This window comes from Lentilactobacillus parafarraginis DSM 18390 = JCM 14109 (genome assembly GCF_001435895.1).
GTDB lineage: Bacteria > Bacillota > Bacilli > Lactobacillales > Lactobacillaceae > Lentilactobacillus > Lentilactobacillus parafarraginis.
Map to the genome: position 1 here is coordinate 34709 of NZ_AZFZ01000009.1, position 14515 is coordinate 49223.

At 45.6% G+C, this 14515-nt stretch carries 14 protein-coding genes; 1 reads left to right on the forward strand and 13 read right to left on the reverse strand.

Annotated elements, in window-relative coordinates:
* Window positions 1-30 precede the first annotated feature (30 nt).
* The 8 genes from pknB to gmk all read right to left on the reverse strand — a co-directional run bounded on the left by pknB (window position 31) and on the right by gmk (window position 9763).
* Entirely contained in the window at window positions 31-2091 is a 2061-nt protein-coding gene (pknB, locus tag FD47_RS03640; protein ID WP_054733132.1) for a Stk1 family PASTA domain-containing Ser/Thr kinase, read from the reverse strand.
* A complete protein-coding gene (locus FD47_RS03645; protein WP_054733129.1) occupies window positions 2084-2833 on the reverse strand; it encodes a Stp1/IreP family PP2C-type Ser/Thr phosphatase in 750 nt (249 codons plus the stop codon). Before FD47_RS03645 ends, pknB begins: the two co-directional genes overlap by 8 nt.
* A 15-nt stretch (window positions 2834-2848) precedes the next feature.
* A complete protein-coding gene (gene rsmB, locus FD47_RS03650) occupies window positions 2849-4183 on the reverse strand; it encodes a 16S rRNA (cytosine(967)-C(5))-methyltransferase RsmB (protein WP_056980057.1) in 1335 nt (444 codons plus the stop codon).
* Entirely contained in the window at window positions 4183-5127 is a 945-nt protein-coding gene (gene fmt, locus FD47_RS03655) for a methionyl-tRNA formyltransferase (RefSeq protein WP_054733125.1), read from the reverse strand. Before fmt ends, rsmB begins: the two co-directional genes overlap by 1 nt.
* A gap of 26 nt (window positions 5128-5153) precedes the next feature.
* Complete coding sequence (gene priA / locus FD47_RS03660; RefSeq protein ID WP_056980058.1) at window positions 5154-7550, reverse strand: primosomal protein N'; 2397 nt, start codon at window positions 7548-7550, stop codon at window positions 5154-5156.
* Between the two features lie 38 nt (window positions 7551-7588).
* Window positions 7589-8791, reverse strand: a complete 1203-nt coding sequence (gene coaBC, locus FD47_RS03665; RefSeq protein ID WP_054733190.1) for a bifunctional phosphopantothenoylcysteine decarboxylase/phosphopantothenate--cysteine ligase CoaBC — start codon at window positions 8789-8791, stop codon at window positions 7589-7591.
* Between the two features lie 142 nt (window positions 8792-8933).
* Entirely contained in the window at window positions 8934-9146 is a 213-nt protein-coding gene (gene rpoZ, locus FD47_RS03670) for a DNA-directed RNA polymerase subunit omega (protein WP_008214541.1), read from the reverse strand.
* A gap of 2 nt (window positions 9147-9148) precedes the next feature.
* A complete protein-coding gene (gene gmk / locus FD47_RS03675) occupies window positions 9149-9763 on the reverse strand; it encodes a guanylate kinase (RefSeq protein ID WP_008214540.1) in 615 nt (204 codons plus the stop codon).
* A 174-nt stretch (window positions 9764-9937) separates the two neighbouring features.
* Between gmk and FD47_RS03680 the strand changes: the two genes are divergently transcribed.
* Window positions 9938-10252, forward strand: a complete 315-nt coding sequence (locus FD47_RS03680) for a hypothetical protein (protein ID WP_008214539.1) — start codon at window positions 9938-9940, stop codon at window positions 10250-10252.
* An 81-nt stretch (window positions 10253-10333) separates the two neighbouring features.
* Here the strand turns inward: FD47_RS03680 and recN are convergent, their stop codons facing one another.
* The 5 genes from recN to FD47_RS03705 are packed head-to-tail and all read right to left on the reverse strand — an operon-like array spanning window position 10334 to window position 14514.
* The gene (recN, locus tag FD47_RS03685) at window positions 10334-12028 is read right to left on the reverse strand and encodes a DNA repair protein RecN (protein WP_054733121.1); all 1695 of its coding nucleotides are present in this window, start codon (window positions 12026-12028) and stop codon (window positions 10334-10336) included.
* Between the two features lie 42 nt (window positions 12029-12070).
* Window positions 12071-12526 (reverse strand): arginine repressor, encoded by a 456-nt coding sequence (locus FD47_RS03690; RefSeq protein ID WP_008214537.1) that lies wholly within the window; start codon window positions 12524-12526, stop codon window positions 12071-12073.
* Between the two features lie 30 nt (window positions 12527-12556).
* Entirely contained in the window at window positions 12557-13372 is an 816-nt protein-coding gene (locus tag FD47_RS03695; protein WP_056980059.1) for a TlyA family RNA methyltransferase, read from the reverse strand.
* Entirely contained in the window at window positions 13353-14276 is a 924-nt protein-coding gene (locus FD47_RS03700) for a polyprenyl synthetase family protein (protein ID WP_056980060.1), read from the reverse strand. The genes FD47_RS03695 and FD47_RS03700 overlap by 20 nt, the downstream gene beginning before the upstream one ends.
* Complete coding sequence (locus FD47_RS03705) at window positions 14248-14514, reverse strand: exodeoxyribonuclease VII small subunit (protein ID WP_171034985.1); 267 nt, start codon at window positions 14512-14514, stop codon at window positions 14248-14250. The genes FD47_RS03700 and FD47_RS03705 overlap by 29 nt, the downstream gene beginning before the upstream one ends.
* Window position 14515 lies beyond the last annotated feature (1 nt).

Sequence of the window (14515 nt, forward strand, 5' to 3'; positions counted from 1 at the left end):
AGACAAGTAACTTTATTTTGCAGTTTTTTATTAGTGGGAATCGTACGTAATATTATTATCCCGTAAAATGGTTTTCCCATCGCGAACCACTTTATAACGGCCAGTTTCATTCTTAGTCAACTTAAATGGCAGCATCACCGTCGTATCTTTGGTAATCACCATCTGCTTGTAAACGGTTGAAAAATCATGGTCATGGTCCTTTAGATAGATAAGCACGACGTTTTCACCCGAACCGGTTGTACTACTTGCAGTTTCAGAATCACTCTGATCGGATGGCGTTTGCGCTTGGACACTCCCGTTAAGGCTTGACTCAGATGATGATTCATCGGTGGCATTCTGGAAGTAGGGAATGGTGACCTTCACATTAAAACTTTTGATTTCATCTTGGGATTTTGCTTTTGGCCCTCGTGATAACCAAACGGCAACGTTTCCCCCTTGCTGAATGCTCGTTTGCGCAGCGGGTGACTGGCTGACAACCTTCCCCTTTGCCTCCCGGTTAGAATAAACGTAGTCAAAGGTTGGATTAAGCCGTTCCTTATTTGCATAGGACACAACCTGGGCCTTGGTCATCCCGGTCAAGTTCTTCAAAATGACCTGTTGGATGCCGGTTGAAACAACAAATGTCAGCGTGTGGGTCTTCGGATTGACGCGGTCACCAGCCGCAAAGTCTTGCTGGAGAATCTTACCAGAACGAAATGTCCCGGATGGCGCATTTCGCCGGCGAACTTTAAATCCTTGTGCTTCCAGCTTGCGCTTCACTTCGCTGTAATCCTGGCCGACATAATTATCAAGCCGAACCTTCTTGATTCCCGAACTAACAACCAGGGCAACCCGGGTATTTTTCTTGACCCGGGTATTTTCCTTGGGGTCAGAAGAAATGACTCGATTACGGTCAACCTTGACGCTGTGCCGGTGTGTGACTTTGCCAACTTTCAAGTCAGCACTCGTCAATTTTTCAGTGGCATCACTTCTTAACGTGCCCGTGATCACCGGCACGGTTGTTCGACTATTTGCACTCACTAGGAAGATGACTGCAAAGACAAGGACAAGAAACCCAATGATTCCGGCAATCAGCCAGCGGCGCCGATGACGAAATCGACGCCGCTTGGGCGCCTTTTCAGCTGCTGGCTGAGTCGTTTGCCCATCCTTAGCTGCCGGCGACTGGTTTAACATCTCGTTTTCAGGCAGTGCTGAAAACGGCATCACCCGGGTTTGTTCGTTAAGATCATTTTCAACTTGGGGAACTTCAAATTTGGGTTCGTTCGCCCGGGATTTATCGAGCGATGTATTCAAATCAGCCGCCAAATCACCAACCGTCTGATAGCGGTCCTTAGGATCTTTGGTGGTTGCTTTCAAGACAACGTTTTCTAAAGCCTGCGGAATTCGCGGATCAAAGTCCCGGACCGACGGCATCGGCTCCTGAGAATGTTTAATGGCAATGGAAACCGCCGTGTCCCCATTGAAGGGCACCTTGCCAGTTAACACTTCGTACAAAATAATTCCCAGCGAATAGATATCTGATTGCTTGGTGGCCATCTGCCCCTTGATCTGTTCCGGTGACAGATAGTGAATCGACCCAATAATGGACTTGGTCTGAGTCATTGTATCTTCACTTTCAAGCCGTGAGATGCCAAAATCAGTAATCTTGATATACCCATTCTTATCCACCAAAATATTCTGCGGCTTTAAGTCTCGATGAATAATATTGTGACGGTGAGCCTCACCCACCGCCGAACAAATTTGCTCCATAATGTCGACAACTTGAGCGTAAGGAATTGGAAAATGATCTTTGATGTATTGCTTCAGGTCTTCACCATTCACGTATTCCATTACCAGATATTGCATCCCCTCAACTTCGTCAACGTCATAAATTCCGACGATGTGGGGGTTATCCAGCTCAGTTGCCGCTAAGGCTTCATGTTGGAACCGTTTCTTGGCTTTAGGATTGTCCCGAAAATCTAATCGCAGCAATTTGACCGCAACTTCACGATCCAAAATAAGATCCTGGGCCAAATAAACGTCGGCCATTCCGCCCTCGCCCAGGCGATCAACGATTTTGTAACGGCCGTTGAGAACGTATCCCTTATTCATCTGGCATCGCCTCCGAATCAGCATACGCGATCAAGACCGTGATGTTGTCAAGGCCGCCATTCTGATTTGCCAGGGCAACCAACTGATTGCACTTTGACTGAATATCATCATCCTGCTGGAGAATTGTTTCAATATCATGGTCATCAACCATGTTTGTCAACCCATCGGTGCACAATAAGATTTGATCGTTGGGCTTAATGGCATACGCTTTGAAATCAGCTGTTGAGTCATCATTGATTCCCAAGCTTTTGGTAATGATATTTTTGTAAGGGTTATTCTTGGCTTGGTCAGGCGTGATATCCCCGTGCTTCACAAGTTCATTAACGTAGGAATGATCCTCAGTAATCTGGGTTAATTTACCATCCGAGAAAACGTATCCGCGACTGTCGCCAATATTTGCGATCAGACTGTCGTTACCGTCAATAATTGCGGCAACCATTGTGGTCCCCATATCTTTCAAGCGCAGATCGGAATTGGATTGATCAATGATGGCGGTATTTTCCTGCGCGAGTTTATCAGTAAACCACTGCTGGAAGTCGTCCAATTCGGTAATAGTCGTTTTTTCAAAACTACTCCCAATGTGGGTGACCACCATTTGAGAGGCGACCTCACCGGCATTATTGCCACCAATGCCGTCACTAATCAGCCCCATAATCATCCCGCTTTGATTTTCAAACTTTCCAACCGCATCTTCGTTTTTATCGCGAACCTTCCCGGTTGACGATTGATAGGCAATTTGCATATTGTATCAGCTCCGTTATGATTTTCTAACCATTGAGCAAACGAAGAACCCGTCCGAATCGAAATCATCAGGATAGATATTCAGCATCCCGTTCTCATCGGTTTTCAGGTCCATGTCGGTCTTGGTTGGTTGAACTTCAAACTCGGGATGCGCGTCAATGAATTTCGCGATGACCCCTTGGTTTTCCTGCCGCACAATGGTACAAGTACTATACGTAATCGTACCACCTGGTTTGACTTTGTGGGCGACAGCCGCAAGAATTTGACCCTGAATTTCAGCCAAATGATTGACGTCGGCCATTGTCTTATCGTAGCGAATTTCGGGTTTCCGTCGCATGAGTCCAAATCCGGTACATGGCGCATCAACCAGAATATGGTCAAAAAATTCATCGTCAAACTGTTCGTCGACCTTACGTGCATCCAGGGCATGGGTTTCGACGCGCTCGCTCAATCCAAGCCGCTGGGCATTATGATTGACGTTGCGCAATTTGTTTTGGTGAATATCTAAAGCCACAACCCGGCCCTCTTTGAGATTAGCCGCAATTTGAGTGGTTTTTCCCCCGGGCGCACTGCAGGCATCTAAAATCAGATCATCGGTCTTAATTGGCATGGACTCAACCGGTAACATGGCGCTTTCGTCCTGAATAGCAACCAATCCATCATCAAAGAACGAACTGTGCAGGACTTGGCCCTTCTCAAGGACCAGGCCCTCACTGGCCACTTCGCTGGGATGCGGGTCAAAGCCAGCTTTACTGAGCTGACCCAATAAATCTGATTTGGAAATTTTATGTTTATTAACGCGAACTGACTGTTTTGGCGCGCGGTTTAAGGAACGAAAGATGGTCGCTGCCTTTTTTTCGCCCAGCTGATCCGACACCAATTTGACCAGCCACTGCGGAACACTGGTCTGAATGGAAAGCCGTTCAAGCGGATCTTTAATATCGCTTGGATTTGAAAGTCCCTTGCGATCCATTTGATGCAAAATCCCGGTTACAAAACGTCTAGTACCATCGTGACCCATTGACTTGGCAATTTTAATCGACTCATCAAAAATGGCCCGTTTGGGAACCCGATCCAGATATTGAAGCTGATACATGGCGCTGTAAAGTAATTCTTTGACCCAATTCTCGGTCTTTTCCGGTTCCTTGATAAAGGGTGCTAATTGATATTCTAAAGTTAACCGGTGTTGAATGACGCCGTACACAATTGTAGTAAACAGTCCCTTATCGACGTCACTCATTGAGGTTGACTCGATAACCGAATTAATTTGAAGATTTGAATAGGACCCGTTACTGGTTCGCATGAGCGTGCGTACAGCCAGTTCGCGAGGATTATTTGTTTGATATTTCATTAATTAATCACCTTTTGGCCTATCTTTAGCGCTTGACCAGCACCGTTTAGATAGTCCGTAATCGTCTGCCGGGGTTTGCCAGCAGGTTGAAGTTCCAAAATTTCCAAAGTTGTGCCATTTCCGGCCGCAATCTGGAGGTGGTGCTTATCCTTATGAACCAGTGTTCCCGGGGCAGCTTCAGTCGTCTGTTCATTAACGGCCGTCTGCCAAATTTTGGTCCGTTTGCCATTAAGAATGGTATACGCCGTTGGATCCGGTCGCAGAGCCCGGACCTTCGCATCAACCAAAAACGCCGATTTGGTAAAGTCAAGCTGTTCTTCATCCGGCTTAATGGTCGGAGAAAAAACAACCTGTTCCTCAGCTTGAGGAACCGCATTCGCGTCACCAGCAACCAACTTTGGCAAAACGGCGAGCAGCAAATCCCGACCAACAAGACTTAACTTGGCAAACATCGATTGGGTATCATCCGTATTCTCGATGGGAATCGCCTTTTGAGCTAATATATCTCCAGCATCCATTTTCTTTACCATGTAAATAATGCTGACGCCGGTCTGCTTATCACCATTCATAATTGCATATTGAACGGGAGCGCCCCCCCGGTACTTTGGAAGCAGGGAACCATGAACGTTAACAGCCGCAATTTTAACGGCGTTTAATAATTTTGTTGGTAAAAATTGTCCAAAGGCAGCCGTCACGATGAGATCCGGATGCCAGTCAATAATTTGTTGCATTTCCGGGCTGCCACCGATCTTTTGCGGCTGCAATACCGGAATGTTTAATGACGTTGCTAATTTTTTGATTGGCGATTGTTGAATCTGCCGCTTTCTTCCCACCGGCCGGTCCGGTTGAGTAACGGCCGCCAAGATCTGATAGTGATGATCCACTAAGCCTTGAAGGATGGGCACGCCAAAACTGGGGGTTCCCATAAATACTACTGTTGTCAATACAATCGTTTCCTTTCCAACATCAATTACATAAAATCTAACGGTTCATTATCAATGGCAATGTAAAAATCGTGTCGCTGCTTTGATTGGTAATTCGTCAGAATCGTATCTAAACTCTGGGTTAACGCCGGTTCTTTTCGGTATTTAATGATGATCTGATAATAATATCGATTATCAATTCGTTTGATTGTTTTCGGTGTCGGGCCGAGAACAATTGCGGCGTCGGTCAGATGATTTCGTAAGTATTTCGCAATCTGATGCATCTCATAAGCAGTCTGCTTTTCACTGGGTGAGTTTCCCGTGATCTTAATCGTATAGTAATATGGCGGATATTTTCCGAGATGACGAACGCGCATTTCAGTTTGATAGAATTTCTCGTAATCCTGAGTCTTGGCCAACTGAATCGCGTAATGATCAGGGTTAAAAGTCTGAACAATCACTTCACCAGTCTTATCAGCCCTCCCGGAACGACCAGAAACCTGCGTTAGCAATTCAAACGTCCGCTCACTCGAACGAAAATCCGGGAACTGCAGGCTGGAATCCGCATTCAAAACACCGACAAGGGTAACGTCAGGAAAATCCAGCCCCTTCGCAATCATCTGTGTCCCCAGTAGAATGTCGGCTTTGTGCGCTCCAAATTGATTGATAATTGCTTCATGCGATCCCTTTTTACGGGTTGTATCAACATCCATTCGGAGTACCCGCGCATTTGGAAACTGCTCTTTAACCTGTTCTTCGAGCTGTTGGCTTCCAACCCCATAGTGTCGAATTCGTTTACTGTGACATTTGGGACAAACCGTTGGGATCGGTTCACGGTGACCGCAGTAGTGACAATTTAGCGTCTGCGTATCCTTATGCATCGTTAATGAAATGTCACAGTTAGGACACTGGGGAACATAACCGCAGTCCCGACACATAATAAATGACGAATACCCCCGCCGATTCAGCATCAAGATGATTTGTTCTTTCTTAACCAATCTGTCGGCAATTAACGTTGCTAACTCCTTGGACAGGATACTGTGATTATGGGCAATTTCGCGCTTCATATCAACAACCGTCACGTGAGGCAATGCGTGATTGTTGAATCGATGAGGAAGCGTGATTAAGTGATAAACACCCTTCATTGCCCGGGCACGGGATTCTAGTGACGGTGTTGCACTTCCGAGGACAACTGGACAATGATTATACGCCGCTCGCCATTTTGCAACGTCCCGGGTCTGATAACGCGGGTCGTCAGTTTGCTTGTAGCTGCCGTCGTGCTCCTCATCCATAATAATGAGACCAATATTTTTCAGCGGCGCAAAGATTGCCGAGCGAACGCCAACCACGACCTTCGCCTGACCGGAAGAAATTCGCTGCCATTCGTCGTAGCGTTCACCGTTGGACATGGCACTGTGAAGCATGGCCACCTGATCGCCAAATCGACTCCGAATTCGCCCAACAATTTGGGGCGTCAGCGTGATTTCGGGCACTAACATCAGGGCGGTCTTCCCAATTTTTAACGCGTGAGCCATCGCCTGCAGATAAACTTCCGTTTTCCCGGAACCCGTCACTCCTTCAACAAGAAAAGTCGTATCGGTTTGCTGCTCAATCGCTTGATCGATGGTTTTAACGGCAACCCGCTGATCATCATTTAAATCAAGCGGCAGGCTTTTTTTAACTGGCTGGAAAAACGGATTACGATTCCGCCGGACATTTGTCTGCTTGACCCATCCCTTTTCCAATGCGGTTTTAATCACCGAACGGCCAACACCAACTTGTGCAAGCTCGGTGCGTAAAAACGCCCTGGTTGGTTGTTCATGAAGCATCAGCAGTAATCGACGCTGCGCGATCGCCCGCTTGCTAACTCCCGAAATAGCCGCCTGAAGAGCCTTGGCGGATAACTGATTGGTATACGCCTTCATCAGAAGGGGCTTTGAATGATGAGCTAATTCATAGTGAACTTGAATTTTATCAGCACGGCGTAGTTTTAGAATCAGCGCAATCGTTCGACTATCAAAATGCTGGCGGTCATAATCAACTTCATTTTCCCCGTGAAAAATCTGGGGATAAGCGTCGCGAACACTGTCGTTTGCCAGTAGCTTCTTTCTAAATTTTGTGCGCATCCCCCCTGGCAGCATTGTTTGCAGACAGTTAATCTCAAAGGAAAACGTTCGGGCCGCCATCCAATGAGACAATGCCAAGAGTTCTGGGGTAACGACTGGGGAGAGGTCAACGAGTGAACTTAAATTTTTGAGTTGGCCGTTAAATTCAGAATGGTCGGTAATCCCAACGACAAACCCAGTCACCTTACGCGGACCAAATGGCACCTGCACCCGCATTCCAGGTTGAATCTGATCACTCAAATTTTCAGGAATCGAATAACTGTACGGATTATTAGTTTGCCGGGTTGGGATATCAACAATCACTTCTGCAATCTGCAATTTTTCCTCTCCTTTCGTTCGAATCGGCTGGCTGAGCATTAAAGCTTCTGACTAATAATTGCGATTAATGCTTCAGCCACTTTGGATTTACTTTCAAGTGGCGTCTTTTTTTGCGAACCATCGGCAAATAAAAACGTGACTTGATTATTATCTGAATTAAACCCAATTTTTTGATTGGAAACGTCGTTAGCGACAATTAAATCCAAATGCTTACTTTTGATCTTTTTTTCAGCGTTGGCGATTAAATCAGTCGTTTCAGCAGCGAAACCAATCACTAACTGGCCCGGCCGTTTCGACGCTCCAACGGTCTTAAGAATATCGGGGTTGCGAACGAGTTTGAGCGTCATTGTTTCATTTTGAGCCGTTTTCTTGATTTTTTGATTGGCAACTTCTACGGGCCGGTAATCAGCGACCGCAGCGGCCATAATTAAAACATCGGCCGCCTCAAAAGCCGCTTGGACGTTCTTCAAAAGTTCCCGGGCAGTCTGAATATGAACGACCTTCACGCCCTTAGGTGCTGGCAGCACTGTGTTGGCCGCAATTAGGGTGACATCAGCACCAGCCCGTTGCGCAGCCTGAGCAATCGCGTAACCCATCTTCCCAGAAGAATGGTTAGTTAGGTATCGGACTGGATCTAACGGTTCCCGGGTCCCCCCGGCGGTAACAACAACTCGCTTACCGGCCATGCTGTGATCAGATCCCTGTTCATGCGCATCCAACCATTTGACAATGGCTTCTGGTTCAGGAAACCGGCCCTTACCAACATAACCTTCTGCTAAGAAGCCCTCAGCGGTTGGCATAATCTGAATCCCCGCACTTTCCAACGCACTCAGATTACGCTGAGTCGCGGCATTTTCAAGCATGTGAACGTTCATTGCGGGGACAACAAAAATTGGGGCTGTCGTGGCCAGTAATGCGGCGGTTACCACGTTATCGGCAATGCCATTTGCCATCTTTGCAATCGTATTTGCGGTAGCAGGGGCTACAATGGCAATGTCGGTGGAATCAGCCAAGGCAACGTGCGGAATCAGTTTGGGATCATCACTGACAAAATCCGTTGTGATCACGCGATTTTTACTTAAACTCTCAAACGTCATGGGACTAACAAACTGTTGGGCTGCCTTGGTCATCACAACGCGAACATCATTATGGCTTTTAACCAGAAGACGCGTCAAAGTTAATGCCTTGTAGACCGCAATGCTGCCGGTTACGTACAGTGAAATCCGTTTATTTTCAAACACATCGGTCACCACCCTATCATATTCATTGTCAATTGTACCAAAACTCAATTCCGGTGTGGGAGGATTTAAGAAATCCAAAAAAATGGCCATGAACAAAAGTTTTTGTCCCGGCCATCTCACACGTGTGTCAAGCTAGTGTATGCTAGCTAAAGTCTTGTTTGTTCGGATCAATCTTCAAAACGCCCGCAGCAATTTCTTCAAAAGCCTTTCCAACTGACTTTCTTGATTTGTAACTGTCAAGAAGCGGCTTTGCCCCGGCATCAAGTTCATGAGCTCGCTTACCGGCAAGCATAATCAAAGAATATCGAGAATCGATTTGATCTAATAGTTTATCAACTGATGGGTAAAGTAACATAATTAATCTTCTCCTAACATTGATTCGTAATCGGGCATCACTCTGGCAACCCGGAGGCGTTCACTTCGGATAATGGCTTTAATGCGGTCAACTGCCAACGGTACCTTGTCATTTAACACTGCGTAATCGTAATTGCGCATCATGCTAATTTCGCCAACTGCCTTTTTGATCCGCTTATTAATCACATCCATCTTGTCAGTCCCGCGACCAATTAATCGATGTTTAAGCGCCATCAAATCCGGCGGTGTTAAGAAGACAAAGACCGCATCTGGACAATTTGCCCGGACCTGCATGGCTCCGTTGACTTCAATTTCCAAAAAGACGTCCTTACCGGCTTCCAAAGTCTTGTTAACATATTTTAATGGGGTGCCGTAGTAATTGTCAACGTACTTGGCATACTCCAGCATTTCACCATTTTGAATATTCTGTTCGAACTGTTCCTTGGAAACGAAATAGTAGTCAACCCCATTTTTTTCACCTTCACGAGGCTTTCTGGTCGTCATTGAAGTTGAGTACTCAAAGTCAACATCCGGTTCTTCAAAAAGTGCTTTTCTGACAGTTCCTTTGCCAACACCGGACGGACCGGATAAAACAATTAACATTCCTCTTTTTGCCATCGTTAAAATCCCTTCAAATATTTGTAGTAACAATCATTATCGTTCATTTGGCCACATTTTACAAGTCAATTCACGCTTTCACCGCGAATCATAAACTATTTTATATTAGGGGTTGATATTTAGAACGACTGTTCGTATAATGAAGTCACAAACAAACGTTCGGAGTGAGACAAAATGCAGAACAACCAATCCTATTTAGCAGAAATTCGCGATACCGTTAAGAACAACTACCGTCACTTCTTTGCCCTAGACGACATGCCGACCCAGCCAACTCAGCTACCGCAGATGCCGGAATTCCAGATTCAACTATTCATCAGCCGGGCTTTGAAAAATCATTTTCCAATTAATATCCAGTTTAATGATCATTCCCCAGAAATGAGCGGTAACTTATCGAAACTGACCAATGAGCGATTTTTGCTCACAGACAGTAATCAGCATATTACCAGGATCCTCAACATTCTCGAAATCAAAGCAATCAAACGGGCATAGTTACGTATACCAACTAATCATTTGGTAGCGGGATACCGGATAAGTGTAATCAACACTTATCCGGTATCCCGCTTTTTTGGATTACTGGCGAATTTTCGCTTTTTCTTCATCCGCTAACCGAATTAACTCACTGGCATGCTCCTTGGTTAATTTGGTAATCGCGGTCCCAGACAGCATCCTTGAAATTTCACTGACGCTTTCAGCTTGATTCAACTCGTTAATAGTGGTGACCGTCCGTCCGTCATGAACCTGTTTCTGAATAAAATAGTGGTGATCGCTCATTGCAGCCACCTGCGGCAGATGCGTGATGCAAAGAACCTGGGACTTCGTGGAAATGGTATAAATCTTGTTTCCCATTGCTTGAGCAACTCGCCCAGATACCCCGGTGTCAACCTCATCAAAAATGATTGAGGTAACGCCAGCCGCCTTGGCAAACATGGTTTTCAGCGCCAGCATAATTCGGGAAAGCTCACCGCCTGAGGCAGACTTAACTAATGGCAGCATCTTTTCACCAGGATTGGTTTGAATGTAAAACGCAACCTGGTCGGCCCCCATGCGGTTTAGTGTCGTATTCTGTTTAAAATGAACTTCAAAGACGGCCTTATCCATGTAGAGATCTCTGAGCTGTTGATGAACCGCGCGTTCCAATTCTTTGGCGTAACGCCGACGAATATCCGCAAGCTTCTTGGCATTTTTAATTAGTGCCTGCTTAATTGTAGCCAACTGTTGCTCCAAATCATCATTGTCGGCAGCATCGCCGGACATCTCGCGTAATTCAGCCTTGATCTTCTGTAAATATTGAAGGACTTGATCGACCGAATCGCCATACTTATGTTTTAACTGGTGAATAGTGGTTAATCTCGCCTGCACCTGATCCAATCGGTCCTGATCGAATTCCAGATTATTAAGCTGATCTGATATTTGACTGGCAACATCTTGAAGTGTGTAGAATGCACCTGACAGATCGTCGGAAATTTGCTTAAAGTCGGGGTCCAGATCCTCAATATCCTGCATCGAACTCATTGACGTCCCAATGGCATCCAATGATGAATTATCATCACCACTAATCCCCTCATAACTGTTTAAAAGGGCATCATGAATTTTTTGAAAATTATTGAGGCGATCTCGTTCAGCGGTTAACTCTTCATCCTCGTTTTCGTGAAGATCGGCGGCCTCAATTTCCTTAATCTGAAATTTCAGCATATCCACTCGCTGAGCCCACTCTTTTTCATTCTGGTGCTTTTTCTCATCAATTTCTTGAAGCTTAACAAACTGATCGTAGTCATTCTGATACGCAACCAAAATCGGTTTAATTTCGTCTTCAGCAAAGTCATCCAGTAATTGAATATGCCGCTCCGGCTTCATCAACTCCTGGTGCTCATTTTGGCCTTGAATATCCACAATTGTTTCACCAATTCGCCGCAGCGTGGCAATGTTAATCATCATGCCATTGACCCGACAACTATTGCGGCCACTGGCAAATATTTCCCGTTCAATAATGACGTTCCCATCACTGTGATCAATTCCCAGTTCATCAAGAATCTGATATGTAGGATTATCATTACTAAGAATAAAGTTACCCTGAATAATTGATTTCTTTGCCCCAGTCCGGATTAAATCGTGGGACCCGCGACCACCGACTAATAAACCGACCGCGTCGATAATAATCGACTTGCCCGCGCCGGTTTCTCCGGTTAAGACTGTCATCCCGGATTGGAATTCAATATCAAGGTGTTCAATAATTGCAAAATCAGTAATTGATAATTCAAGTAACATTTTTAAACCCTCTCAAATGCTTGTAGAATTGGCGATTAAAATTTAGGCACCAATCATCCCGTCAATCCGTTCGCGAAAGGCAACGGTATCCGCATCGTTATTGCAAACGATCAGAACTGTGTTGTCATCGCCAATTGTGCCAAAGATTTCTCGATAATTCATTTGACCTAAAAGGCTTGAGATAACCGGCCCACTTCCTGGCAGAACGTTAATAAAAATAAATTTATCCATCGATTTAACTGAGACAAAAGAATCCTTCACCGTTTGGATTAGTTTTTTTTCGGTATCGACATTTTTTTGAGTCGGCAAGCTGTAGCGATAGCCACCGGTAATTGATGGTACTTTCACCAGCTGCATATCCTTAATATCACGGGAAACCGTTGCCTGGGTTACCGTGACGTTTTCCTTTGCCAACAAGGTAACGAAATCCTCTTGCCGTTGAATATCGTTACTGACTAACAACTGTTTAATCAACCGCTGTCTTTCTTTTTTATGCATCCGCCCACCTCCAACAAATATTGATTCCGATCACGATTTCTTTAATTCAGAATAAGCGTTTTCAATCACTTTATCAATCGAAACCTGGGGATTCATTCGCGGTTCATCAACTGATTGGAGTTCAACCAAGAATTCAATGTTACCAGCCCCACCCTTAATTGGAGAAAAATCAAGATGTTCAACCGAATAGCCGGCAGAAACCGCAAAGTTCAGGATTTTCTCCAACACCATTTTATGAACGGCCGGATCATGGACAATGCCGTGTTTGCCAACGTTTTGCTTACCCGCTTCAAATTGAGGTTTAATCAAAGCAACCACCCGGCCATTGTGAACGATAATCTTCTTTAATGGCGGCAAAATTAATTCAAGAGAAATAAAGGATACATCAATTGACGCAAACTGAGGTTGGCCGTGGGTAAAATCACCCAATTTGCTGTACCGAAAGTTAGTATGCTCCATGACAACAACTCGCGGATCCTCTCGCAATTTCCATACGAGCTGGTTGCTGCCCACATCCAGAGCATAACTGAGTTTAGCGCCATTTTGCAGCATCACGTCGGTAAATCCGCCGGTAGATGAGCCAATGTCGAGAACCGTCAGTCCATTGACACTGATATTAAAAACTTTGAGGGCCTTTTCAAGTTTCAGCCCACCCCGGCTAACGTATGGCATTGGCTTACCCTTTAAATGCAGCTCCGTGGACACCGGAATCTTAACGCCTGGCTTATCCAAGCGCTCTTCGTTATCCCCGAGAATCTCACCAGCCATGACGGCCCGTTTCGCTTTTTCTCGCGTATCAAATAATCCCTGAGTAACCAATAATACATCAACCCGTTGTTTTTCCATGACGTTTTTCATCCTTAATTGCAAAATAGCTACAAAAATCCTTTAACAGTGATGTGTCGATCGACAAGTCCCGACCTGCTTGATCGATGGCTGAAACAGCCTGACCAACCACTTGATCAAGAGCCTGGTAAGCTTTGGTTAATCCCATCAGGTTAGGATACGTATTTTTCCCAGCGTCCTGATGAACGGGCTTGCCAATTGTCTTTTCATCACCAACAACATCCAAAATGTCATCATAAATTTGAAAAGCTGCCCCGAAGTTTTCGGCAAATTTTAAGAACGATTGACGCTGAAAGCCTGGGACTTTCGCCATAATAAGCCCGGCTTCAACTGCATATCGAATCAACGCCCCCGTTTTGTTACGGTCAAGCTTCTGCAGCTTTTCAAGATCTAATCGGGTCCCCTCAAATTCAATATCATCAGCCTGACCTGAAACCATTCCGTGGGGCCCGGCAGCCTTGGCAAGAGCAAGGGTCAGTTCGGCATGCAGATCATCGCTTAGACGGTTATCAACCAACCACTGGAAAGCCAGGGCCTGTAAGCCATCACCAGCCAAGGTCGCCATGCCGGCACCAAACTTAACGTGATTCGTTGGTTTGCCCCGCCGCAAATCATCGTTATCCATTGCTGGAAGATCATCATGAATCAGCGAATAGGAATGCATTAATTCCAACGCGCTTGCCGCCTTTAAGACGTCGTCATCAATTGACTGGCCCAAGGTGGTTAAGGTAGCCAACGTTAGTAATGGTCGGAGCCGTTTGCCGCCTGCATTCACAGAATAACTCATGGCTTCGGCGAGCCGGGTCTGATCTGTATCCTTTGCAATTTGGGTTTCCAAAACCTTATTAATTTTGGGGACCCACTCACTCGTAAAATTAGTCAGCCTGTTGCCCATTTTCATCATCCTTTGACTGCTTCGGCTTCTCGAATGCGACTTCGTGACCGTCATCATCCATCATTTTTGCCATGGTATGTTCAGCGGTTGTCAGCGTTTTTTGTAGGTCTTCGCTCAGTTCAATGCCGGTTTTAAACTTACTCATTGAATCTTCAAGAGAAACGTTTCCCTGTTCCAGCTGATTCACAATTGTCTCCAACTTCGCCATTTTCTGTTCAAACGTTTCACTGTCTTGCTTGTCCGCCATA

Bases quoted from the DNA above. Each gene is read 5' to 3' on its own strand.
- pknB (WP_054733132.1), bottom strand. From the start codon at position 2,091: ATGAATAAGGGATACGTTCTCAACGGCCGTTACAAAATCGTTGATCGC.
- FD47_RS03645 (WP_054733129.1), bottom strand. From the start codon at position 2,833: ATGCAAATTGCCTATCAATCGTCAACCGGGAAGGTTCGCGATAAAAAC.
- rsmB (WP_056980057.1), bottom strand. From the start codon at position 4,183: ATGAAATATCAAACAAATAATCCTCGCGAACTGGCTGTACGCACGCTC.
- rpoZ (WP_008214541.1), bottom strand. From the start codon at position 9,146: ATGTTACTTTACCCATCAGTTGATAAACTATTAGATCAAATCGATTCT.
- gmk (WP_008214540.1), bottom strand. From the start codon at position 9,763: ATGGCAAAAAGAGGAATGTTAATTGTTTTATCCGGTCCGTCCGGTGTT.
- FD47_RS03680 (WP_008214539.1), top strand. From the start codon at position 9,938: ATGCAGAACAACCAATCCTATTTAGCAGAAATTCGCGATACCGTTAAG.
- recN (WP_054733121.1), bottom strand. From the start codon at position 12,028: ATGTTACTTGAATTATCAATTACTGATTTTGCAATTATTGAACACCTT.
- FD47_RS03690 (WP_008214537.1), bottom strand. From the start codon at position 12,526: ATGCATAAAAAAGAAAGACAGCGGTTGATTAAACAGTTGTTAGTCAGT.
- FD47_RS03695 (WP_056980059.1), bottom strand. From the start codon at position 13,372: ATGGAAAAACAACGGGTTGATGTATTATTGGTTACTCAGGGATTATTT.
- FD47_RS03700 (WP_056980060.1), bottom strand. From the start codon at position 14,276: ATGATGAAAATGGGCAACAGGCTGACTAATTTTACGAGTGAGTGGGTC.
- FD47_RS03705 (WP_171034985.1), bottom strand. From the start codon at position 14,514: ATGGCGGACAAGCAAGACAGTGAAACGTTTGAACAGAAAATGGCGAAG.